Annotated in this window: 18 protein-coding genes; 9 read left to right on the top strand and 9 right to left on the bottom strand. The window is 71.5% G+C overall.

Annotated features, from left to right (window positions below; genetic code table 11):
* Window positions 1-112: 112 nt before the first annotated feature.
* A complete protein-coding gene (locus tag CHAN_RS02485) occupies window positions 113-1,522 on the bottom strand; it encodes an NAD(P)H-quinone dehydrogenase (RefSeq protein WP_048740357.1) in 1,410 nt (469 codons plus the stop codon).
* A gap of 75 nt (window positions 1,523-1,597) precedes the next feature.
* The gene (locus tag CHAN_RS02480; protein ID WP_290291364.1) at window positions 1,598-2,821 is read right to left on the bottom strand and encodes an amidohydrolase; all 1,224 of its coding nucleotides are present in this window, start codon (window positions 2,819-2,821) and stop codon (window positions 1,598-1,600) included.
* Window positions 2,822-2,964: 143 nt separating this feature from the next.
* Between CHAN_RS02480 and CHAN_RS02475 the strand changes: the two genes are divergently transcribed.
* Window positions 2,965-3,570, top strand: coding sequence for a hypothetical protein (locus CHAN_RS02475; protein WP_290291362.1), 606 nt, complete (start codon window positions 2,965-2,967; stop codon window positions 3,568-3,570).
* Window positions 3,571-3,598: 28 nt separating this feature from the next.
* Here the strand turns inward: CHAN_RS02475 and upp are convergent, their stop codons facing one another.
* Window positions 3,599-4,234: a uracil phosphoribosyltransferase gene (gene upp / locus CHAN_RS02470; RefSeq protein ID WP_290291360.1), complete on the bottom strand. Its 636-nt coding sequence runs from the start codon at window positions 4,232-4,234 to the stop codon at window positions 3,599-3,601.
* Between the two features lie 117 nt (window positions 4,235-4,351).
* Here upp and CHAN_RS02465 point away from each other — a divergent pair, with 117 nt between their 5' ends.
* The 3 genes from CHAN_RS02465 to CHAN_RS02455 all read left to right on the top strand — a co-directional run bounded on the left by CHAN_RS02465 (window position 4,352) and on the right by CHAN_RS02455 (window position 6,962).
* Window positions 4,352-4,702, top strand: coding sequence for a hypothetical protein (locus CHAN_RS02465; RefSeq protein ID WP_290291357.1), 351 nt, complete (start codon window positions 4,352-4,354; stop codon window positions 4,700-4,702).
* Window positions 4,699-5,616 carry a C40 family peptidase gene (locus CHAN_RS02460; protein WP_290291354.1) on the top strand — a complete coding sequence of 306 codons (918 nt, stop codon included), beginning with the start codon at window positions 4,699-4,701 and terminating at the stop codon, window positions 5,614-5,616. Before CHAN_RS02465 ends, CHAN_RS02460 begins: the two co-directional genes overlap by 4 nt.
* A gap of 86 nt (window positions 5,617-5,702) precedes the next feature.
* A complete protein-coding gene (locus CHAN_RS02455; RefSeq protein WP_048740416.1) occupies window positions 5,703-6,962 on the top strand; it encodes a SatS C-terminal domain-containing protein in 1,260 nt (419 codons plus the stop codon).
* A 382-nt stretch (window positions 6,963-7,344) separates the two neighbouring features.
* Here CHAN_RS02455 and CHAN_RS02450 read toward each other — a convergent pair whose 3' ends face one another.
* On the bottom strand, window positions 7,345-8,523 hold the full coding sequence (locus tag CHAN_RS02450) for an adenosine deaminase (RefSeq protein WP_290291349.1): 1,179 nt from the start codon (window positions 8,521-8,523) through the stop codon (window positions 7,345-7,347).
* 150 nt (window positions 8,524-8,673) lie between these two features.
* Here CHAN_RS02450 and CHAN_RS02445 point away from each other — a divergent pair, with 150 nt between their 5' ends.
* A complete protein-coding gene (locus CHAN_RS02445) occupies window positions 8,674-9,990 on the top strand; it encodes a D-alanyl-D-alanine carboxypeptidase family protein (protein ID WP_290291346.1) in 1,317 nt (438 codons plus the stop codon).
* 42 nt (window positions 9,991-10,032) lie between these two features.
* Here the strand turns inward: CHAN_RS02445 and CHAN_RS02440 are convergent, their stop codons facing one another.
* The 3 genes from CHAN_RS02440 to CHAN_RS02430 form a co-directional block, all read right to left on the bottom strand.
* On the bottom strand, window positions 10,033-11,058 hold the full coding sequence (locus CHAN_RS02440; RefSeq protein ID WP_290291343.1) for a YhjD/YihY/BrkB family envelope integrity protein: 1,026 nt from the start codon (window positions 11,056-11,058) through the stop codon (window positions 10,033-10,035).
* Between the two features lie 133 nt (window positions 11,059-11,191).
* The gene (gene trpS / locus CHAN_RS02435) at window positions 11,192-12,268 is read right to left on the bottom strand and encodes a tryptophan--tRNA ligase (RefSeq protein ID WP_290291341.1); all 1,077 of its coding nucleotides are present in this window, start codon (window positions 12,266-12,268) and stop codon (window positions 11,192-11,194) included.
* Window positions 12,269-12,328: 60 nt separating this feature from the next.
* Entirely contained in the window at window positions 12,329-12,811 is a 483-nt protein-coding gene (locus tag CHAN_RS02430; protein WP_290291340.1) for a hypothetical protein, read from the bottom strand.
* Window positions 12,812-13,087: 276 nt separating this feature from the next.
* Here CHAN_RS02430 and CHAN_RS02425 point away from each other — a divergent pair, with 276 nt between their 5' ends.
* On the top strand, window positions 13,088-16,069 hold the full coding sequence (locus tag CHAN_RS02425; RefSeq protein ID WP_290291339.1) for a DUF6541 family protein: 2,982 nt from the start codon (window positions 13,088-13,090) through the stop codon (window positions 16,067-16,069).
* An 8-nt stretch (window positions 16,070-16,077) separates the two neighbouring features.
* Complete coding sequence (locus CHAN_RS02420; RefSeq protein ID WP_290291337.1) at window positions 16,078-16,962, top strand: N-acetylmuramoyl-L-alanine amidase; 885 nt, start codon at window positions 16,078-16,080, stop codon at window positions 16,960-16,962.
* On the opposite strand, the gene CHAN_RS02415 is transcribed toward CHAN_RS02420, so the two are convergent.
* On the bottom strand, window positions 16,943-17,899 hold the full coding sequence (locus CHAN_RS02415) for an exodeoxyribonuclease III (protein ID WP_290291335.1): 957 nt from the start codon (window positions 17,897-17,899) through the stop codon (window positions 16,943-16,945). The genes CHAN_RS02420 and CHAN_RS02415 overlap by 20 nt on opposite strands.
* A 63-nt stretch (window positions 17,900-17,962) precedes the next feature.
* Complete coding sequence (locus CHAN_RS02410) at window positions 17,963-19,243, bottom strand: MFS transporter (RefSeq protein WP_048740206.1); 1,281 nt, start codon at window positions 19,241-19,243, stop codon at window positions 17,963-17,965.
* Window positions 19,244-19,452: 209 nt separating this feature from the next.
* On the opposite strand from CHAN_RS02410, the gene CHAN_RS02405 reads away from it, so the two are divergent.
* Both CHAN_RS02405 and CHAN_RS02400 read left to right on the top strand, forming a co-directional pair.
* Window positions 19,453-20,766 (top strand): hypothetical protein, encoded by a 1,314-nt coding sequence (locus tag CHAN_RS02405; RefSeq protein ID WP_290291331.1) that lies wholly within the window; start codon window positions 19,453-19,455, stop codon window positions 20,764-20,766.
* Window positions 20,767-21,069: 303 nt separating this feature from the next.
* Window positions 21,070-23,292: an NADP-dependent isocitrate dehydrogenase gene (locus tag CHAN_RS02400; protein WP_290291330.1), complete on the top strand. Its 2,223-nt coding sequence runs from the start codon at window positions 21,070-21,072 to the stop codon at window positions 23,290-23,292.
* The last annotated feature ends 213 nt before the right edge of the window (window positions 23,293-23,505 follow it).

Raw genomic sequence — 23,505 nt, 5'->3', positions numbered from 1 at the left:
GCGCCCGCTCGCCGACGAATGCCGTCGGCGTGGATGACGGCGAGAAAATGACGGCCACAAGATGAAAGCCGCCCGGGAAGACCGGGCGGCTTTCGTCGTGGATCGGCTTTCGCTAATCCAGGTCGTCGTGCGCCATCAGCTGGCGCGCGGCCTCGGTGATGGAGCCCGACAGCGACGGGTACACCGAGAAGGAGCTGGCCAGGTCGGCGACGGTGAGCTGGTTGGACACGCACACCGCGATGGGCAGGATCAGCTCCGACGCCGTCGGGGCGACGACGACGCCGCCGATGATCATGCCGGAGTTCTTGCGGCAGAACAGCTTGACGAAGCCGCGACGCAGCGAGCGCATCTTCGCGCGCGGGTTGCCGGCCAGCGGGAACACCTCGACGCGGGCCGAGACCTCGCCGGACTCGATCTGCGCCTGCGAAACGCCGACCGTGGCAATCTCCGGGCGGGTGAACACCGCGGAGGACACCGTGCGCAGGCGGATCGGCGACACGCCCTCGCCCAGCGCGTGGTACATGGCGATGCGCCCCTGCATGGCGGCGACCGACGCCAGCGGGAACAGGTCGGTGCAGTCGCCGGCGGCGTAGATGCCCGGCACCGAGGTGCGCGAGACGCGGTCGACCTTGATGTGGCCCGACGGCGCCATCTCCACGCCGACGGCCTCCAGACCCAGGTCGGCGGTGTTCGGGATGGAGCCGACGGTGATCAGCGCGTGGGAGCCGAGGACCTCGCGGCCGTCGGAGGTGACCACGCGGACGCCGCCGTCCTCGGTGCGCTCGACGAGGTCGCATCGGGCGTTCTTGACCACGTCGACGCCGAGCTCGAGCAGCACGCCCTCCAGGGCATCGGCGGCGTCGGCGTCCTCGTGCGGAAGGATGCGGTCGCGGGAGGCGACCATGGTGACCTTCACGCCCAGCTCGGTGAACGCGGAGACGAACTCCGCGCCGGTGACGCCGGAACCGACGACGACCAGGTGCTCGGGCATCTCCTCCAGGTCGTAGACCTGGCGCCACGTCAGGATCCGCTCGCCGTCCGGGCGGGCGCCCGGCAGGATGCGCGGGGAGGCGCCGGTGGCCACGAGCACGAGGTCGCACTCGATGGTCTCCTCGCCGCCCTCCAGCAGCTCCACGGTGACGTAGTGGGTGATGCGCCCGGCCTCGTAGTCGTCGAGGCGGCCGCGGCCCTGGAGCATGCGCACGCCCTCGCGGTCCATCTGGGCGCGCACGTCCTCGGACTGCGACGCGGCGAGGTGGCGGACGCGGTCGTTGACCGCGGTGAAATCGATCTTGCGCGACGAGAAATCGGGGCGCAGGCCCATGTCGTCGGCGCGGCGCATGTCGGTGCGGACGCCGGTGGCCGCGATGAACGCCTTCGACGGGACGCAGTCGTACAGGACGGACGAACCGCCCATTCCCGCGTCCTCGACGACGGTGACCTCGGCACCGTACTTCGCGCCGACCAGCGCCGCCTCGTAGCCGGCGGGGCCTCCGCCGATGATCACGATCCTCTTGGTCACGGGTCCTCCATGCTCGCCTTGCAATGCTCGCCCCAGTCTAATGGAGCGCCCGGAATCCGCCGGGCCGGGTCGAGGTCAGGGCCGCGCGCCGGTGCGGTCCGCGTCGCCGTTCTCGTAGCGCGCGACGATCCCGCCGAAGAGGCGGACGCCCACGCCGAGGCAGCGCTCGTCGACGACGATGTCGTCGCGGTGCAGGTCGTGCTTCTCGCCGCGGCCGGACCAGCAGCCCAGGCGCGCCATGGTGCCGGGCACGTGCTCGAGGTACCAGCCGAAGTCCTCGCCGCCGGAGGACTGCGGGGCCTCGATGACGGCGTTTTCGTCGATGCGGCGGACGGTCTCGGCGACCAGCGCGGTGCAATAGTCGTCGTTGAGCACCGGCGGCACGCCGCGCTCGTAGTCGAGGCGGTGGGTCACGCCGGTCGGCGCGAGCACCTCCGCGATCAGCTCGCGCAGCAGCGGGTCGATGGCGCGCCACGTCTTGATGTCCGCGGTGCGGATCGTGCCCTGCAGCCGCCCCTCGGCGGGGATGGCGTTGGCGGCGTACCCGGCGTTGACGGACCCGAACACCAGGACGGTGCCGGTGCGCGGGTCGACGCGGCGGCTGAGCAGCCCCGGCAGGTCGGTGACGAGCTTGCCCAGGGCGTAAACGACGTCGGCGGTCAGGTGCGGGCGGGAGGTGTGCCCGCCCGGGCCCTCCAGCCGGATGTCCAGGGTGTCCGACGCCGACGTGATCGCGCCGACGCGCACGCCGACCTGGCCCACGCGCAGCTTCGGCTCGCAGTGCACCGCGAAGATGCGCTCGACGCCGTCGAGGGCGCCGAACTCGATGACGTCGGGGGCGCCGCCGACCATGACCTCCTCCGCCGGCTGGAAGATGAAGCGCAGCGGCACGGGCAGCGGGTGCTCGCGCCGGTATTCGGCCATGGCGATGGCCGTGGCCAGGGTGATCACGGTGTGGAAGTCATGGCCGCAGGCGTGCATGACGCCCTCGTTGACGCTGGCGTAGGACAGGCCGGTGGCCTCGGTGATCGGCAGCGCGTCCATGTCGCCGCGGAACGCCAGGCGCCCGACTCGCTCGCCGGCGGCGCCGGAGTGGTCGCCGACGTCGCCGATGTCGACCATCAGGCCGGTGTTGGGGAACATGACCGGCTCCAGGCCGGCGGCGCGGAGCTTGTCGGCGACGAACTTCGTGGTCGCCTGCTCCATGTGGGACAGCTCGGGGTGGGCATGCAGATGACGGCGCCAGGCGAGCACCTGGCCCTCGTTGCGCGACCACCATTCCCGAATGAAGTCCTCCATCACGCTTCCCGAGTGTAGGCGCACCCGGGTCGCGGCCTCGAGGGCGGTCGTGTATTGGGCCGGGCGGGCACGGCCAATGCCGCCCAGCTGCGACTTCCTCCCCAACATCCACATCGGGGCCGCGGTGCTGCCACAATGAACCCATGAGTTCCCAAGGAAATCGCGATAGTGCGACGACGAAAACCCTGGCCATCGCCATCGGGGTGGTGGCCGCGGCGCTGGTGTTCGTCGTGGCCGTCGCCCTGGGCCTGTACCTGGCCTCCGGGAACGACGAACCCGACATGCCGGCCCCTGCACCGCGCACGTCGGCGACGTCGCAAAGCACATCTTCGTCGAGCTCGACGAGCTCGAGCTCGTCGTCCTCCAGTTCGTCGACGTCGTCGAGCACCAGCTCCTCGCCGACCACCGAGCCGCGCGACGACCTGGGCACCGGCCGCGACGACGTCGACGCCCGCGGTTGGACCGCTCCCCGCGCGCGCTGCCACGCGGGAGACCGGGCGCTGGCGGTCGTCGCCACCGACGCCGGCACCCGCGCCGCGGCGTGCGAGTCCCCCGACGGCACGAAGTACTACCGCGGCGACGCCGGCGACATGGGCTCCCTCGAGGCGCCGATCATCGTCGACGAAGGCGACCGCATCGTCGCCCGCAACGGCGCGTGGAAGTACCAGATGAGCCCGGAGGGGCTGCTCATCACCGAAAACAACGTCGTGCGCAAGAAGCAGGACGCCACCGTGTGGGGCCGCGCCTGAGCGGGCCCCGGGCCGGGGCGCGGGCGGCCTACAGGTCGATGTTGCGCGGGCCGTACAGGCGATCCCCCGCGTCGCCGAGCCCCGGCACGATGTAGGCGTCCTCGTTGAGGTCCGGGTCGATGGTCGCGGTGACCAGGCGCACCGGCATGCCGGAGTCCGCCAGCGCATCCACGCCCGCCTGCGCCGACACCATGCACACCGCCGTGATGTCGTCGGCCCCGCGGTCGACCAGCAGGCGCAGCGCGTGCAGCAGCGAACCGCCCGTCGCCAGCATCGGGTCGACCAGGAACACCGGCTGGCCGGCCAGGTCCGCGGGCAGGGCCTCCAGGTACGGCACCGGCTCGTGGGTTTCCTCGTCGCGGGCCAGGCCGATGAAGCCGACCTGCGCGTCCGGGATCATCGACAGCGCCGGGTCGATCATGCCCAGCCCGGCGCGGATCACCGGGACGATGATCGGCGGCTTGCTCAGGCGGTGGCCGCGGGCGGTGGTCACCGGCGTCTCCACGTCGAAGTCCTCGACGTCGAGGCCGCGGCTGGCCTCGTAGATGAGCATCGCGCCGAGGTCGGCGAGCGCGGCCCGGAAACCCGAATTGTCGGTGCGGGCGTCGCGCATGATGGTGAGGCGCGACGCGGCGAGCGGATGATCCACGACGGTGATGTCCATGGCTCCCAAAATACAACGACGGGGGCGGCGGGCGGGGGCGCGCGAAAATCGGATGGAACCGATCGGCGCCGGGGCGCGTCTAAAGGGGCGACACGAACACCCGACCCGAGGAGCACCATGCCCCATCCGCCGATCAGTCCACCTCCCGCCGCGCACCTGGCCGCGGATCCCGCGGCGCTCGCCGAGTCCGCGGCCATGTTGCGCGGGCTCGTGCCCGCCGCGGCGCCTTCGCTTGCCGACGCCCGCGTCCCCGCCTCCGCCCCGGATTCGGGAATCGGGCGCTTCCTGGCGGCGCTGTCGGCGGCGTTGACCGAGCAGGAGGGCCGGGTCGCGGCTCTCGGGCGGTACGCGGGCGGCGCGGCCGGCGCCCTCGACAGGTTCGCCGGGGAGGTCGCCGACGCCGAAACGTCGTCGTCCGCGCGCTTCGACCGCGATGGGTTCGACCGCGATGGGGAGGTGCGGGCATGATCTCGCCGATGCAGGACGTCCCGCGGTTGCTCGCCGCCGCGGTGCCGGCCGTTGCGGCGCCCGCGGCGGCAGCGGCGCCCACGCTCGTCGACGACTGGTGGAGCGTGGCCGATTCCGTGGCCGGGAACTGGTCCGGCGAGGGCGGCGCAGCGGCGGCGGACAGCCTGCGCCGCGCCGCCACGGGGGCCGGGATCCTCGACGGGCACGCCGCCGGCATCGACGGCGCAGCCGGCGAAGGGCTGGGGTTCATCGCGGCCGCGGCGGCGGACATGGCGACGATAGCCGCGGAGTTCCTGCTCAAATGCGCCGGCGCCGCAACGGGCGCGGCGGGGGCGGGACCGGCCGGTCCCCTGCTGGCGCTGACGGGCATGCAGGGCCACGCCGTCGACGCGCTCGCCGACGCCGGCGGTCGGATGACGCGGCTCGACTCCGAACTCTCCGACCCCACGTCGACGCTGGAATCCATCGCCGGAGCCGACGTGGACATCCCCGATGCCCCGGCGCCGGCGGCCGTGCCATCGGGAGGGGCGCGGGAGCCGGTGGCGGGAGCGGGCGACGGCGCGCCGACGCCCCAGGCGAAGGCGGCGGTCGAGCACGCGCTGTCGGCGCTGGGCACCCCGTACCAGTGGGGCGGCAACACCCCGGGCGTGGGGCTCGACTGCTCGGGGCTGACGCAGTGGGCCTACGGGCAGGCGGGCGTCGAAATCCCCCGCACCGCCGCCGAACAGGCGGTCGGGCGGCAGGTCGACGCCTCCGAGTTGCTGCCCGGCGACCTCGTGGTCTGGGACGGCCACGTGGCCATGGTCATCGGCGACGGGCAGATGGTGGAAGCCGGCGATCCCGTGCAGGTCAATCCCATCCGCACCAACAACATGAACATGGGCTTCCGGGGCTTCTGGCGGCCGACCGGCTGATCCGTCGTGCCGTGGCATCCCGGCGGGCACGTCCGGGTATCCTTCCGGGTGCACCGAACACCGATGAATTGACGTTAGGACGAACCATGGCCAGGCAGGGCATCGTCGCGATTGAGCTGGAGCTGACCGAGGGCACGGCGTACACGCTGTGGGCGCCGAGCTGGCGGGAGGGCAACGCCGAATGGCAGGCCCTTATGGGCGACGGCGACGACGTGCTGATGTTCGCCTCCCGGGCCGAGCTTCTGGCGTTCCTCCGCTCCGGCGCCTCGCACGACATGACGTCGCACCCGTCGTGGCGCCGGTTCGAGCGGGAACTGCCCTCCTCGGTCATCGCCGAGCCGCGCGACCGCCACGACCTCGTCGGGCTGCCGGATGTGCTGGCGGGCAAGGCCGATTACGACCGCGTCTCCACCGTGGACCGGGCGTTCGGCATCACCAGGTCGATCGGCGCGATCGCCGACATCACGCCGATCAACCGCATGTTCGCGTCCAACTCCATCCTCGCCGCGACGGCCAACGGCGCCGACCACTTCCACGGCGCGGGCGCCGCCCAGTGGTCCGCCGTCGGCCGCGTCATCCTGCTCAACTGGGACAACTGCATCGACGACCTCGATAAACTGTTCAAGGAGGGCCTCAAGGCGGTCGGCGGCGTCGACGCGGACGCGGTGAAGGAAGCGGAGGCCGAACTCGAGGAAGCCGAGAAGACGGTGGAGGCCCGCCGCGCCGAGGCGATGGAGGCCCGGGCGAAGGAGAAGGCCGCCGCGGCCGCCGCCGCGGAGGAGGCCGACCCGTACGACTCGACCGTGTGGGCGCGGGCCGGCATCGACCCGGTGCGCATCGCCATCGGCGGCCGCACCCTGTACACCCTGCGCTGCTACCTCGACGGCAATCCGGTGTTCCTGGGCCGCCACGGTTCGATCAACACGTTCCCGCAGCCCCGCACCATGGTCCGCTGGCTGCTTGAGAACGACGAGCACGACCTCGCCGCCATGAGCACCTGGGATGAGGTCATGACCGCCGCCAACGCCGGCGAACTGGAGGCCACCGTCCACCCGGACAACGAGTACTCGTTCACCGGCCTGGTGGAGGACATCAAGGCCGGCCCGGCCAGCGTCGACCCGGATCAGCTGGGCCGCGCCTACGAGCTGCTCGCCGACTCCGCCGACTGGGCGGGCGACGACGCCGTCAACGAGGTCCTGGCCGGCAACCAGCAGCTCCAGTGGCTGCTGAACTACCTGCTCGACACCGGCGAGCAGTCCGAGCCGGTGCCTCCGTACGACGACGAGGCCGACGGCTGGGCCCGCCTGGAGAAGGGCCTGACCGCGCGCTTCACGACGAAGCTGTAGTTCCGGAGTCGGCCGAGGAAGCGCGAGCCGGCTGCCATGCCCCGGTGGATTGCGGACGCCGCCCACCGGGGCTTCTCCATGTCCGGCGCAGCACACGGCCCCCGCACCTTCGTGGCTAAACCCACCCCGAATCGGGCCCGGGCACCGCAACCTCCGGGAACGCACCGGCCAACCCACCCCGAATTGGGTCTGGCCTGCGCAACCTCCACGGCAAACCCACCCCGAATGCGCAGACCCACCCGCTGTAACGGGTGGGTCTGCGCATTCGGGGTGGGTTTGCGTGCGGGGGCGATGGGCCGGCCTTGGATCCGGCCGGGCGGTGCACCAACCGGGTCGACGGCGGGGCGGTGGCGGTGGGCCGGCCACGTGGGCAATGCGGGGGCTAGCCGATCGTCGGCTCCTCTTCCTCGCACGGGTCGATCTCGCCGTCGCCGTCCTGGTCGGTGAGCTCCAGGTACGGCGGGTAGATGAGGGTGTCCAGGATGCGCTCGCGGGTCGGCAGATCGGCGAAGGCGCTCTCGATGGCGTTGCACGTCAGCTGGAACAGCTCGGTGTACCCGTAGTCGAAGACGTCGACGAGGATCATCATCTCGCGCGTCATCGTCGTGCCGCCGAGCAGGCGGCTGCCGGTGTTGACGGTGCAGGTGAACCCGAGGTCGTCGAGAAGCGGGAACGGGTGATCCGCGATGGCGTCGACGATGCCCGTCTGCACGTTGGACGACGGGCACAGTTCCAGGGGGATGCACCGGTCGCGGATGTGGCCGGACAGCCGCTGCAGCTCGATGCCGTCCATGCTCGACGTCAGGTCCTCGAAGACGCGGGGCCCGTGGCCGATGCGGTTGGCGCCGGCGACGACCGCGGCGCGCACGGACTCCAGGCCCGCGCCCTCGCCCGCGTGGATGGTCACCGGGGCCAGATGGTCGCGGAGCAGCGCGAACGCCTCGGAGTGCTTGTCCGGGGAGTTGCCCTCCTCCGGGCCGGCGAGGTCGAAGGCCACCACGTAGTCGTGGTCGGCGTTGTCGGGCAGATTGTCCACGAGCAGGCGGGCGACCTCCGCCGAACGGTCGCGGTCGCGCATCGCGGAGAGGATCAGCCGCGCGGTGATCTCGTGGCCGGCTTCGGCCGCGGCCCGCTCGCCCTGGCGCAGGCCCTCGACGACGGCGTCGACGACGTCCTGCATGGACAGGCCGCCCTCGACGTGCAGTTCGGGGGCGATGCGCAGCTCCGCGTAGACGACGCGGTCGCCGGCGAGGTCGACGACGGCCTCCCGGGCGACGCGGGTCAGCGCGTCGGCGGTCTGGGTGACGGCGGTCGTGTGGGCGAACGCCTCGCGGTGGGCGGAAAAGTTGCCCGCGTTGCCGGCCTCCACGAACCAGCGGGCGACCTCCTCGGGCTCATCCGAGGGCAGTCCCCCGTACCCCGCCTGCGCCGCCAGCTCCACGAGCGTGGTGGGGCGCATCCCGCCGGTGAGGTGATCGTGGAGGACGACCTTCGGCAGATCTGCGACGACACTCGCCTCGACCCGCCGGGGGTCGGGGCCCATCTCGGATGAGTTGTGCATGGCGTGTCAGCGTATTACAGATCACCGCCCTCTTCCATTCCCGTCGGCCATTCCCGTTGACCATTCCCATTGGCCATTCCCATTGGCTATTCCCGTTCGCCCATAACCCGACGCCATGCGCGGGCCGCCGAACGACTAGCGTGATCGTCCGTGGAGACCACGACTTCGAAACGCGCCGCCGCACTGGCGGTCGCCGCGGCACTCGCCCTGACCGCCGCCCCGATGGCTCCGGGCGCGGCCGCGCAGGCCGTCCCCGCCGATCCGACCCCCGAACCGGCCGTGGCGGCGTCTCCGACGTCCTCCGGCGAAGAGGAATCCCCGGGGCCGGTGCCGGGCCGCCGACACACGGCTAACTGCCAATTCAAGGCCGCTCCCCCGCCGCCGGTGGACACCTCCGAGGTTCCCGCGCCGGGGTCCCCGTCGCCGGATCCCCTGCCGGTTCCGGCCACTCCCGCCGGCGGCCCCCGCATGGGCGAGTGCGACGTCGTCGCCTCGGGCGGTTTCCGGGTGCCCGACGAGGTCGCGGCGTCGTCGTGGATCGTCTTCGACTCCGGCACCGGCGACGTCATCGCCGCGAAAGACCCGCACGGCCGCTACCGGCCGGCCTCCATCGCGAAGGTGCTGCTCGCGCTCGTCGCCCTCGACGAACTGCCCATGGACCGCAAGATCACGGCCCGGTACGAGGACGCGGCCATCGAGGGCTCGCGCGCGGGAATCCTGGAGGGCGTCGAATACGACGTCGAAAAGCTCCTGCTGGGGCTGCTGATGAGCTCCGGCAACGACGCCGCATCCGCGCTATCCGGGGCGCTCGGCGGCCGCGAGGAGACGCTGCGCAAGGTCAACCGCAAGGCCCGCGAACTCGGGGCGTCGGACACGCGCATCGCCGATTTCACCGGGCTCGACGGCCCCGGCCAGATGACCTCCGCCTTCGACATGGCGCTGTTCTACCGGGCCGCGTTCAACGACCCGAAGTACAAGAAACTCAGCGGCACCCCCATGACCGAGATGCCGGGCGACGAGGAAGCCGAGATCGAGGGCTTCACCATGTCCAACGACAACCAGCTGCTCGCCTCCGGTTTCGAGGGCGCGCTGGGCGGCAAGACCGGCTTCACCGACGATTCGCGCCACACCTTCGTCGGCTTCGCGGCGCGCGGCGGCCGCAGCCTGGGCACCGTCATCCTGGACACGACGGTCGAGGAGGGCCACCGCGCCTGGCAGCAGTCCGCGGCCCTGCTGGAAGCGGGCTTTGCGACGAAGCCCGGCACCGGGGTCGGCGACCTCGGGATTCCCGCCGCGGGCGAGGGCGCGAACGAGCTCGGCCCGGAGGACATGGAAAACGAGGTCCTGGGCGCCACCGGCGACGACGACGCGGAAGGCCCGTCCCCTCGCGTCATCGCGGCGGGGGCGGGCCTGGCGGGAGTGCTGCTCATCCTGATCGGCGCCCGGGTGGCGCGACGGCGGACGTGACCGGGACGGGGGCGGGAGCCGCCCGGGCTACATCCGATCGAGCTACATCCGCATGAGCCGCGCGAGGCTGCGCGGCTCGCGGGCGGCCTCCGGGCGGATGTTGATGACCGCCGGCGGCGGGGCGTCCGGTTCCTCCATCGCCAGCGCCTCCTCCGTGGTGGCGGTCCACGCCGAGGCGTACATGGTGATGCGCCAGATCAGGTAGAACACGACCATCAGGCCGATGATCGGGCCGAAGACGGCGCCGGCGGGGTTGGACAGCGCGTTGGAGAAGAACAGCGAACCCAGCTGCTTGACCACCTCGAGGCCGATGGCGCCGATGACCGCGCCCTGGGCGGCCGGCTTCATGGGGACCTTGCCGCGCGGCAGCGAGGCGAGCATCCAGAAGAACAGGATCCAGTTGGCGATCAGGCCCAGCACGATCGCGACGACGGCGGTGAAGATGCCGATGCCGGGGATGCCGTCGAGCCCGACCTTCTCCACCAGCGAGGACGTCAGCCCGGAGGAACCGATCGCGGTGACCGCGAAGGTGAGGGCAATCATGAGCATCATGCCCAGCAGGCGCAGCAGGTCGCGCAGCTTGCCCAGGATGAAGTTCTCGGCGAGGATCGGGCGCTTCCACAGCGCCGTGACGCCCATGCGCAGGTTGCCCATCCAGCTCAGGCCCGACCACAGGGCGGTGACGAAACCGACGGTGAACACGCCGCCGGCCTGGCCGACCGCGCTGTCGATGATCGACGACACCGTCTCGCCCATCTGGCCGTCGAGGTTCTCGGTGATGGCGTTCTCGATCGTCCGCATCAGCTCGTCGTTGCCGCGCAGCACGAAGCCGATGATGGCGAACGCGAGCATCAGCAGCGGGAAGACCGACAGCACGGAGAAGTACGTGACGCCGGCGGCGAAGTGGTTGCCGCCCTCCTGCGAGTAGCGCTCCTGCATGCGCATGACATGGTCGAACCACTCGTGCTTCATGCGCATCTTGTCGACGAACCCGGGATCGTCTTCCGTGACTCGCTCGATGCCGTAGCGATCGGTCTTCTTCGGATTGGGGCGCGTCGATGTTGCCACCGCTCGAACCTGCTTTCGTCGTTGAGGGGGAAGCGGCCGATCGACGGCGGATTCACCCGGGCGAACGTAACGCCCTCAGTTTACCGGCATGCACCGGCGACGACCCGGCGAGCGTCGCAAAGCAACGAAGCCGTTACCGTCCCGCCGAGCGGAGGAAGCCGACCCGGTCGTACACCTGCTCCAGGGTCCGGGAGGCGACCTCGCGGGCCCGGTCGGCGCCGTCGGCGAGGATCCGCTCGATTTCGCCGCGGTCGGCCATGAGCTCGTCGAAGCGGGCGCGCAGCGGGGTGGTGAAGGCCTCCAGGGCCTCCGCCGTATCCCCCTTGAGCTGCCCGTACCCGGCGCCGGACGCTTGGTAGCCGGCGACGATGTCGTCGACCGGCACGCCCGTCAGGCTCGACTGGATGACCAGCAGGTTGGACACGCCCGGCTTGCTGTCCCGGTCGAAGCGGATCTCGCCGTCGTTGTCCGTCACCGCGGACCTGATGCGCTTGGCCGACACCTTCGGGTCGTCGAGCAGGTTGACGATGCCCTTCGGGTTCGAGCCCGACTTGCTCATCTTCGACGTCGGATCCTGGAGGTCGTAGATCTTCGCCGAACCCTCGATGATGTGGGCCTCCGGCACCACGAACGTCTTCTTGTACCGCGAGTTGAAGCGCTGCGCGAGCGTGCGGGCCAGCTCCAGGTGCTGGCGCTGGTCCTCACCCACCGGCACCAGCTGCGGGCGGTAGAGGAGGATGTCGGCGGCCATGAGCATCGGGTACGCGAACAGGCCGGCCGAGGTGTGCTCCGAGCCCTGCCGGGCGGACTTGTCCTTGAACTGCGTCATGCGCGACGCCTCGCCGAACCCGGTCAGGCATGTGAGCACCCAGCTCAGCTCGGCGTGCTCCGGCACGTGCGACTGCACGAACAGGACCGACTTCGCCGGGTCGATGCCCAGCGCGATGAGCTGCGCGGCACCGGCGATGGTGCGCTCGCGCAGCTCCTTCGGATCCTGCTGCACGGTGATCGCGTGCAGGTCGGGGATGAAGTAGTAGGCGTCGAAGTCGTCCTGCAGGCCGATCCAGTGCTTCACCGCGCCCAGGTAATTGCCCAGGTGGTACGAGTCCGCCGTCGGCTGGATGCCGGACAGCACGCGCTGGCGGCGCTCCGGGGCGGCGGGCGCGCCGGTCGAATCGGTGGTGGTGGTCGGATCCTGCTCAGTTGCCATGCCCGGCAGTCTAGTTCGGTCCGGCGGGCGGTTTCGCGCCGGGGAGCCCCGGCGGCGGGGTCAGCCGCGCTCGAGCAGCAGGCGGACGGTCTTCGTCGCCGCCACGCTGGACTCCCCGGGGTACAGGGCGCGGACCAGGGCGACGGCCGCGCGGACGCCGTGCTCGTCGAGGACGCGCCGGACGCGGTCGCGCTCATGCGACGTCAGCTCGAGCGGGGCCACGGGCGGACGGCGGAGCATGGCGGCGATCATGAGGGCCACCAGCCCGGCGATGCACAGGATCCCGGCCCACAGCGGCCAGCCGTACATGAAGGACAGCGCGGTCAGCGCGACGAGCACGCCGGCGGCGGCGACGAGCGGCACGCTCACCGAGGCATGGTCCCCGCCGGCCAGGCTGCGGGCCAGCGCGTCGAAGTCGAAATCGGAGCCGGCGCCGCTGCGGGAGCCATGCTCCGGCGCAGGGGAGGGCGCGGGCCCCCGATCGGCCTCGGCCCCGCTGTACCGCATGTGCCGGTCCGAGGGGCCGTACGTCCGATCGTCCACGACACTCCCCTTTCACCGTCCCCGGGCCGCGCGGTCGCGTCCGCGCCGGTCGCCCGGGGCTCCTCTTCGAATCAGGTGCGATTCAGAGTTTCGCACAATCCTACGCCGACACCGACACCCTCCCCCGTATCGGAGGTGACATATGTCCGATTCCGGCCAGGTGCACGGGATTCGCCGTCGTTCCGCCTATCGTGGAAATGTCAATCCGACGGTCCCACATCCACTCCGCGCCGAACACCGGATCCCCCGGGGCGGCGCCGCACGAATGAGGCTCACATGCTCGCTGCAGCCGCGATGACGTTTCTGCTGCTGCTCCTGCCCGGCGCGGTCACCGGACTCGCCGCCGGGCTGCGTCCCATGCCCGCCTTCGCCGCCGCCGGCCCGATCATCCTGGGCATCGCGGGATACGCCGCATGGGCGGCCGGCGAACTGGACATCGCATGGGACTGGCCCGTGTTGGCCGCGGCCTGGGCCGGCACGACGGCCGTCGCGTACCTGGTGCGGCGGTTCATCCCCCGGGCGGATCCGCAGGCGTGGAAGCGCAGGTCCGGCGTTCACCATGCCTCTTCCCCGCTGCTGCCGACCGCGGCGGAATGGGCGGCGGCCGCGGTGTCCGCGGCGGCATCGCTGATCGCGTCGGTGCGGTATCTGCTGCCGCTGCGGGATCTGCCGGGCGGGGGCTCCAACCTCCGCGAGGCGTGGGACATGCACTGGCACAACAACTTCCTGCGGTGGATCGCGGAGGAGGGCATCGCCTCGCCGACGCGGGCGGGCGAGCTGATGAACCGCGAGACCGCCGCCGACCTGTTCTACCCCGCCGCCTGGCATGCGCTGGGTTCGCTGGTGCCGGGCGATCCGGTGCTGCAGGGCAACGTCTTCGGCGCGGTGGCCCCGATGGTGCTGCTGCCGGCGGGCGCCGCGTTCCTGGCGTGGGCCGTCGCCGGGCCCCGGTGGGCGGTCGTGGCCGCGCCGGCTGCGGCGGTGGCCTCCATCGCGCTGCCGGAGATCACCGGCTCACTGATGATCACCGCGTCGCTGCCCTACCTGCTCGCCGTCGCCGCCATCCCGGCGACGCTGGCGCTGCTGATCACCGGCCGCACGGTGGCGGTGATCCCGGCGCTGGCCGGCGTCTTCCTGACGCACCCGGCCGCCGCGGTGGCGCTGGCGATCTTCACGTTGCTGTGGTGGCTGACGCGCCCGCGCCCCGGCGCCCTGCTGCGCCTGCTGATCACCGGCGCGATCGTCGCCGTCGCCGCCATCCCGGCGACGCTGGCGCTGCTGATCACCGGCCGCACGGTGGCGGTGATCCCGGCGCTGGCCGGCGTCTTCCTGACGCACCCGGCCGCCGCGGTGGCGCTGGCGATCTTCACGTTGCTGTGGTGGCTGACGCGCCCGCGCCCCGGCGCCCTGCTGCGCCTGCTGATCACCGGCGCGATCGTCGCCGGCATGCTGTGGCCGATCCTCGCCGCCGCGTCCGGCAACGGCGAGGAGGTGGCCGGGTACACCGGCCAGGTGGGCATCGACCGGGCCCAGTCGGTCTGGTGGACGATCACGGGCCAGTCGAACCACACGCAGAGGATCGGCTGGTACCCGCCGGCGGTCGTGCTGACGCTGCTGGGTGCGGTGGTCCTGCTGGTGCGCCGCCGCCCGTGGACGCCGTGGCCGGTGTTCGGGCTGCTCGTGCTGGGCGTGGTCTCCGACAGCGCGCAGGTGCGGTGGGCGGATCCGGTCGGCGGCTGGCTGCGCTCCCTGGGGACGTTCTTCTACGACATGGCGTACCGCATCCAGGCGCCGATGGGCATCCTCCGTCTGGTGTGCATCGGCGTGGCGGTGGCCTGGTTGGCCGACCTGGCGTTCCGGGCCTGGTCGGCGGCCCGCCGCCGGCGTTCCGGGGGCCCGGAAAGGACGCGTGACGACGTCCCGCCGGGCGAGGAGCCCGGCCTCCCCGATGAAGCGGCCGCGACGGCGGCCCGGCGGACGCGACGGCGCCGGGCGACCGCGGCGGTGCTCGCCGCGGCGGTGTCGTCGGTGGCCCTGGTCCCGGTGTCGTGGGCCACGGGCGACGACGCGCGGCGGAGCATCACCGCCGCCCGCGGCACCATGTTCGTGTCCGACGCCGACAAGCGGGCGATGGAGTGGCTCGCGCGGCAGCCCCACGCCCGCGAGGGCCACGTGCTGGTGAACCCGTCGGAGGGCTCCGGCTGGATGTACGCACTGCACGGCCTGCCGGCGCTGTTCACCCACTTCCACTGGCCCGACCCGGATTCGGAGCTGACCGCCGAGGCGCTGAACAACCTGGACATGGCGGGCGGCGACCCGAACGGCCCCAACGACGTCGACGTCGCCCTGCGCAAGCTGGGCATCCGGTACGTGTTCGTGTCCCCGCCCTCGGCCGGTTCGGCGGGCGGGCCGGCGCTGGCGAGCCGTTCGTGGGCGTGGTGGGCGCGGGGCCTGACGCCCGTGTACCAGGACGGGCCGACGACGATCTTCGCGGTCAACGCGATGCTCTCGCCCGATGAGCTGCGGTCCGTGGCCTCCGATTCGCCGCGACCGCCGGGCCGGCCGGATACGGCGCGGACGCCGTGGCGCCAGCCGATCATCCCGCCGCCGTCCGAGGAAGTCTCGCCGCTGACGGGCAAGGTGATCGGCCTGCGCCGGGGCACCTCGGGCGTCGATGCCGACCTCCGCGAGGAGCACCGCCTCGCCGACGGCCGGAAGACGCGGGACCTGACCGCCGCGCTGGCCGAAGCCACGGCGGCGGAGCTGCGCCGCCGCGGGGCGACCGTCGTCGAGCTGTCCGACGCCCGGCTCTCAGGCGGCATGCTCACCGGCGACGACGCCGATGCCGGGGACGCATTCCCGCTGGCCGGGACCTTCGACGCCGTGGTCGACGTCGGCGTGGACGCCGATGGGCCGGGCGCCTCCGGCATCCGCGTCACCGGGCTCTACCCCGGCACCTCCGGCGCCGAATCCGAGCGCACGGCCAACCTCGCCGCGGGCGTGCGCGACGCGCTCATCCTCCAGGGCTTCTTCCCCGACAACGAGTACGACGAAGAGGGGCGGCCGGGCTACGTCGTCGATGGCCTGGCGCCGGCGTTCCGCACGCCGCCGCCGCTGGGGTCGCCGGAGATCATCGTCTCCGCCGGGAACTTCGACCGCGAGCCCGACGTCAAGGGGCTGGAGACCCGCGAGTGGCGGGCCCGCTACGCCCGCGGCATCGCCGACGGCATCGCGTCGATGTTGCGCCAGGCCATATGATCGGCGGCATGGCCCTCCCCCGCGCCCGCACCGCACCGTTGCTGCTTGCGGCGACGTGCGCGCTGCTCGCGGCCGGCTGCACCATCGACGGCGGGACCATCGACCGGGAAGCCACCGGCGCGGGCACCGAAAACCGCGGGAAGGCCGCCGAGGTCGCGGCCCCGGCGTCGCAAAGCACGCGGACGGCCACCGCCCGCCCGTCGCCCTCCGACCCCGGCCCGGAACCGGGCGAGGCAACTCTGGCCGGGGCGACCATCCACCTCGACCCGGGGCACGCCGCGGTGATGCCGGAGGGGAATCCGCAGGTCACCGATGGCCGCGGCGGCTCGAAGCCCTGCCAGGTGCCGGGGACGGCCGCCCAGGACGGCTGGCCGGAGCACACCTTCAATTGGCTGATGGCCGGCGCGATCCGCGAACGGCTCGAGGCGCGGAGCGCGACGGTGCTGCTCACCCGCGCCGACGACGACGGCACCGCCGACTGCATCGACGAACGCGCCCGCAAGGAAAACGAATCCGCAGCCGACCTGGTGGTCAGCCTCCACGCCGACGGTTCGGCGGAGGGCAACAGGGGATTCCACGTCATCGCCGTCGCCGACCCGCTGCCCGGAAACGACGCCGAGGGTTCGGCGGCGCTGGCGGCGGACCTGCGCGACGCGCTCGTCGACGCGGGATTCGCCACGTCGAACTACCTCGGCGAGGACGGCATCCACCTGCGCACGGACCTGACCGGCCTGAATCTCTCCACCAAGCCCAAGGCCCTGGTGGAGTTCGGCAACATGCGCGACTCCGCCGACATCGCCGTGCTGCGCTCGGAAGACGGCCGGGCGCGGCTGGCCGACGCCGTCGTCGACGGCATCGCCCGGGCGCTCGGCGCTACCGGTACTCGACGATGACCGGTGCGTGGTCGGTCCAGCGGCGGTCGTAGGCCGACGGCTTGTCCACGATCGACGACTGCGCGCGCTCCAGCATCGGCTTCGTCACGGCCTGGTAGTCGATGCGCCACCCGGCGTCGGTGTCGAACGCCTGGCCGCGGTACGTCCACCACGACCACGGGCCGTCGGCGTCCGGGTGCAGGCGGCGGGTGACGTCGAACCAGTCGGGGTCGGCGTTGACGTCCGGCGGGGTCCAGGCGGAACCGTCGGTGAACGCGCCGGCGTCGAGCTCGCGGGCGGAGGCGTTCAGGCGCGTGTCCTGCGGGGCGTCGTCCGGGAAGGTGCCGAATACGGAGTCCATCCACGCCCGCTCCTGCGGCAGGAAGCCCGACTTGGTGCGGTTGGTGCGCCAGTTCTTCAGGTCCTGCTCGCGGTGGCAGATGTTCCAGTCGCCGCCGATGACGGCGTGCGCGCCCTCCCGGCCGGCCGCGCCCAGCTCGGCGAGGTGGCCGGAGAACGCGTCGAGGAAACGGTACTTCTCGTCCTGCTTCTCGGTCTTCGCCGAACCCGACGGCAGGTAGAGGCTGGCGATGCGCACGTCCTCGGCGATCCCGGAATCGGCCGCGCGCAGCACGCCGGACACGTAGCGGCCCATGCGGTCGAACTCGTCGGAACCGAAGCCCACGCGGACGTCGTCAAGCGGGGCCCGGGACAGGATGCCCACCCCGGCGCGACCCTTGGCCAGCTCGTTTTCCGCGCCGACCCAGTGCCAGCCGTCCTCGAGCGCCGGGGCGAGGGCCTTGCGGGCCTGCTCGTCCGTGGAGCGGACCTCCTGCAGCAGGACCACGTCGGCGGAGGTCTCCGCCAGCCAGGGCAGCATGCCCGGGTTGTCTTCGTGGCGCTTCTTCACGGCGGCGCGGATGCCGTTGACGTTGAGGGTTGCGATGGTGAGCGGCATGCCCGGCAGCCTACTTCCCCGCACGGGCGAGCTTGACGACGGCCCGCGCACCGGCGCAGGGGCCTACGCGTGGAGCAGGGTCTTCTCGCGCTCGGCGGCACCGGAGCGCAGCGCCCGGGCCCGCAGCAGGGCGGCGGGGGCCCACACGAGCATCGCGGCCACGGCCATGGCGGCGCCGGCAAGCGCCGGGGCGCGGTAGCCGTAACCGGCCGCGATGACCGAACCGCCGATGGCCGCGCCACCGGCGTTGGCCAGGTTCAGGGCGGCCTGGTTCAGCGCCGCCGCCAGCGTCTGGGCGCGGCCGGCGACGTCCATCAGGCGGGTCTGCAGGTTGGGCACCAGCGTCGAGCCGAGCATGCCGATGACGCCGAAGTTGATCACCGCCGGCCAGCCCAGCGGCGCGGTGAAGAAGAACGCCACGAGCGCGACGGCCATGGCGATCAGCGTCCACAGCAGGCCCATGTCGCCGACGCGGTCGCTGACCCAGCCGCCGAGGTACGTGCCCACGACCATGCCGACGCCGTAGGCCATGAGCACCAGCCACATCATCTTCTCGGGCAGGCCGCCGACCTCCGTCATGGTCCACGTGATGTACGTGTACACGGAGAACATGCCGCCGAAGCCGACGGTGCCGATGGCGACGGTGAACCACACCTGCGGCGTCGCCAGGGCGCCGAGCTCCTCCAGCGGGCGCGTGGCGGGCATCCGCGTCATGTGCGGCACCGCGAACCACAGCGCGGCGAGAGCGGCGACGCCGATGGCGGCGACGAGCACGAACGCCGAGCGCCAGCCGAAATGCTGGCCCAGGGCCTGGGCGGCGGGCACGCCGGCGACGGTGGCCACCGACAGGCCCATGCCCGACAGCGCGACGGCGCGGCCGCGCTTGCCCGGCGCGGCCAACGAGGCGGCGACGAGCGCGGCGACGGAGAAGTACGCGCCGTGCGGGATGCCGGCGATGAAGCGGGACGCCATCACGGCGCCGAAGGAGCCGAGCGACCCCGCCCAGACGGTGGCGGCGTTGCCGACGGTGAAGGCGGCCATGAGCAGAAGAAGCATGCGCCGGCGCGGGACCGACCCGGTGAGCACCGTGATCAGCGGGGCGCCGACGACGACGCCGAGGGCGTACATCGAGATCACCGCGCCGGATTCGGCTTCGGTGCGGCCGAAGTCGGCGGCGATGTAGGGCAGCAGGCCCATGGCGACGAACTCGGTGACGCCGATGCCGAATGCGCCCACGGACAACGCGGCGACGACCCAATTGCGTCGGGCGTCGGACACGTCATCCTGGCGCGGCACGGGGCGCCGGTGTGACGAGAATGACTGTGCGTGAGCGGTCTTTGGCAAGGAACCTCCCGGTTGAGAGTGGGTGAAATCGCTTGATCGATCCGGTCGAAGCGCTGGTCCGGGCGCTGAACCCGCAGGTCGTGCGGCCACCCGGAGGAAACCGGACATCATAGCGGATGTGCGCCGCGTTGGATATCGTGAACAATCGTGCATCGGGCGCGGGGCACCGCCGCCCCGCCAACCAACGGTCGACCTTCGAAAGGAACCGCGTGAACGCGCACTACGACTTCTACGAGAGCCTCGGACTCGACAAGGATTCCTCCACATCCGACATCCAGGCGAAGATCCTGGAGACCCTCGAGGGGCTCAAGCGCGACGGCGTCCCCGCCCACGACGCGCGGGTGCAGGAAAACTCCGTCGCCCTGTCCGTGCTCGGCGACGATCGCGTCCGCTCGAAGTACGACGCCCGCCTCGCCGACGATTCCGCCCCGCGGATGGGCATCCCGGAGCTCCGCGCCCTGGCCTCCACGGGCACCTTCCCCGACGAGCGCGAGCAGGCGGCGCCGTCCGCCGGCGCCACCGCCGTCTCCGCGCGGGACCGCGGCTCCCATGACGAGCAGGCGACCACCGTGATCCCCGCCTCCCGGCCGGAGCGGAAGGACGCGGACGAGGACCGCCCCGGCGCGGACACCGGACCGGGTTCCGCCTCGGGCTCCGACGTTCCCTTCGCCCCGCTCGCCGGGCCGGCCACTCCCGCGTCCGCCGACGAGGACGACAAGACCGCCACCGGCCCGGAAACCCCGTTCCCGGCGTCCGCGCCGGCGGCCCCGCAGCCGCCGCAGCAGTACCAGCGGGCGGCGGCCGCCCCCGAGGGGAGCCTGAAGCGGCTCGCCTCCGCCGTGCCCGGCACCGCCAAGATCCTGATGTTCGGGCTGGCGGGCATCGGCGCCGTCTCGATCCTGTTCGAGGTCCTCACCCTGATCGCCTGGCTGGCGGACTCGCTCAACGTGCCCGGCGGCTCCTACCTGCACATCCTGTCGGCCCTCGTCGCGGCGTTCCTCATCCCGAAGCTGCTCAAGGGCAAGGACCCCGTTTCCGTCGTCCCTGTTTCCGCGGTGCCGCCCACGATGGCGCTCGCGTTCCTCTTCAACATCGCCACCGGCCTGATCGCGGAATTCGGCAGCTTCATGTGGTTCGTCGCGTCGGGCCTGCTCTTCATCGCCTGGACGGCCGCGTCGATCCTGGCTTTCCTCCCGGACACCCGGGCCTGGCTGACCGGCACGTACGTGGCTCCGCCCGCGCAGCCGAAGCCCCAGCAGGGCGCCCCGTACGGCGCGCCGCAGTACGGTCAGCCGTTCCCGCAGGCCCCCCAGGCCCCCCAGACTCCCCAGGGCCCGCAGTCTCCCCAGTACGGCGAGCCGTACCAGCCGCAGCCGACCGGCGGTTCGCCGTACGGGCAGCAGTCCCCCGCGGCCCCGCAGTACGGCTGGCCCGACTACGGGCAGCAGGGGTACGGGCAGCAGGGTTACGGGCAGCCCGGCAACCCCGGCGACCTCGGCAACCCCGGCCAGCGGGACCAGTAGACCCGCCCCGCCCCGAATGCTCCCGCCCCCGCGGCGGGGAGCGCGGCTTTCCGCCGCCCTCCCCATCGCGGGGGTAGTTTTGTGTCTTAAATTAGTAATGGCCGCATTGCATAACGCGGGCGCCGCCGGGCAAATGCCGCGGGAATATCCCGTGACCTGGGGCACAAGCGGGAGTTGCGCAGGTCACAACGCAGATAGGGCGGCATTTCGCCCCCTGAAGCGATTCGGCGAAGTGCGTTATCGTGGTCTCCGACAGTTCGTAGTTTTTCCACGGATCCTGCACCAAATAGGAGAACCCACCACATGGCCACGATCATCTGGACCCGCACCGACGAGGCGCCGCTTCTCGCGACCTACTCGCTGAAGCCCATCGTCGAGGCGTTCGCCGCCCAGGCGGGCATCGACGTAGAGACCCGCGACATCTCCCTCGCCGGTCGCATCATCGCGCAGTTCCCGGAGCGCCTGAACGAGGACCAGCGGATCGACGATGAACTGTCCGCGCTGGGCGAGCTGGTGAAGGAGCCCGAGGCCAACATCATCAAGCTGCCGAACATTTCGGCGTCCATCCCGCAGATCAAGCGCGCCGTCGCCGAGCTGCAGGAGAAGGGCTACGACATCCCGAAGTACCTGTCGCAGCCGGACACCGAGGAGGAGCGCGCCGACCGCGCCAAGTTCGACAAGGTGAAGGGTTCCGCCGTCAACCCGGTGCTGCGCGAGGGCAACTCCGACCGCCGCGCCCCGGAGGCCGTGAAGAACTTCGCCCGCAAGCACCCGCACCGCATGGGCGAGTGGTCGTCCGACTCCAAGACCAACGTCGCCACCATGGCCTCCAACGACTTCCGCCACAACGAGAAGTCCGTGATCATGGAGAAGGACGACAAGCTCACCTACCTCCTCGAGACCGACGACGGCCACGAGATCATCCTGAAGAAGGACATGCCCGTCCTCGAGGGCGAGATCATCGACGGCACCGGCATCAACTCCCAGATCCTGTCGTCCTTCCTGAAGTCGCAGATCAAGCGCGCCAAGCGCGAGGACATCCTGTTCTCCGTGCACCTGAAGGCCACCATGATGAAGGTCTCCGACCCGCTGATCTTCGGCGAGGTCGTCAAGGCCTTCTTCCCGTCCGTGTACCCCAAGTTCGAGGCCAAGCTGGCCTCGGTGAACCTCACCCCGGACTACGGCATCGGCGCCATCCTCGACGGCCTGCACAAGCTCGACGAGGGCACCGCCTCCGCCGTCAAGGCCGCCATCGAGCGCGACCTGGCCGACGGCCCGGCGCTGTACATGGTCAACTCCGACAAGGGCATCACCAACCTGCACGTCCCGTCGGACGTCATCGTCGACGCCTCCATGCCGGCGCTGATCCGCAACGGCGGCAAGGGCTGGGGCCCGGACGGCGAGGAGAAGGACACCCTCGCGGTGATCCCGGACTCCTCCTACGCCGGCGTCTACCAGGCCGTCATCGAGGATTGCCGCGCCAACGGCGCCTACGACCCGGCCACCATGGGCACCGTCCCGAACGTCGGCCTCATGGCGCAGAAGGCCGAGGAGTACGGCTCGCACGACAAGACCTTCCACCTGCCGGAGAACGGCGTGCTGCAGGTCGTCAACTCCGCCGGTGAGGTCCTCATCGAGCACCACGTCGCCCGCGGCGACATCTGGCGCTCCTGCCAGACCAAGGACGCCCCGGTCCGCGACTGGGTGAAGCTGGCCGTCAACCGCGCCCGCGCCACCGGCGACCCGGCCGTCTTCTGGCTGGACCCGGCCCGCGCCCACGACGCCAACCTGATCACCAAGGTGGAGAAGTACCTCGGCGAGCACGACACCGAGGGCCTGGACATCCGCATCATGGATCCGGTGTCGGCCACCAAGCTGTCCGTCCAGCGCATCCGCGAGGGCAAGAACACCATCTCCGTCACCGGCAACGTGCTGCGCGACTACCTCACCGACCTGTTCCCGATCATGGAGCTGGGCACCTCGGCGAAGATGCTCTCCGTCGTGCCGCTGATGGCGGGCGGCGGCCTGTTCGAGACCGGCGCCGGCGGCTCCGCCCCGAAGCACGTCCAGCAGGTGCAGGAGGAGAACCACCTGCGCTGGGATTCCCTGGGCGAGTTCCTGGCCCTGGCCGAGTCGCTGCGCTACGCGGCGTCGGACGACGACGACCCGCGCGCCTCGGTCCTGGCCGACGCCCTGGACCGCGCCACCTCCAAGCTGCTGGAGAACGGCAAGTCCCCGTCCCGCAAGGTCGGCGAGATCGACAACCGCGGCTCGCACTTCTACCTGGCCCTGTACTGGGCGCAGGAGCTGGCCGCGCAGGATGACAGCGCCGAGCTGAAAGAGACCTTCACCCGCGTCGCCGAAGAGCTGGCGGCCAAGGAGGAGTCCATCGCGAAGACCCTCATCGACGTGCAGGGCGAGCCCGCCGACCTGGGCGGCTACTTCCTTCCGGACGACGAGAAGGCCAACGCCGTGATGCGCCCGTCCGCCGAGTTCAACGAGATCATCGACGGCCTGCGCAAGTAGCCCGCCCGATTCTCCGCGGCGCCCCGCTTCCCTTCCCGGGAGGCGGGGCGCTTTGCGACGCCCGCCGAACCGCCGCCGTTTTACGTACCGCATGGTTCACCGGGGATTTCGCGCCTTTTCCACCATTGCCTTGCACTAGACAGCTCGGTTCATTAGCGTGGCTCTGGTGCGACCGCGCAAGCGTTACGCGGCGCGAAGACGAAAGGACTCTCC

This window comes from Corynebacterium hansenii, from assembly GCF_030408795.1.
In the GTDB taxonomy this organism is placed as follows: Bacteria; Actinomycetota; Actinomycetes; order Mycobacteriales; family Mycobacteriaceae; genus Corynebacterium; species Corynebacterium hansenii.
The sequence above is the reverse complement of the archived record's forward strand: the minus strand, read 5'-3'. Positions and strand labels throughout refer to the sequence as shown.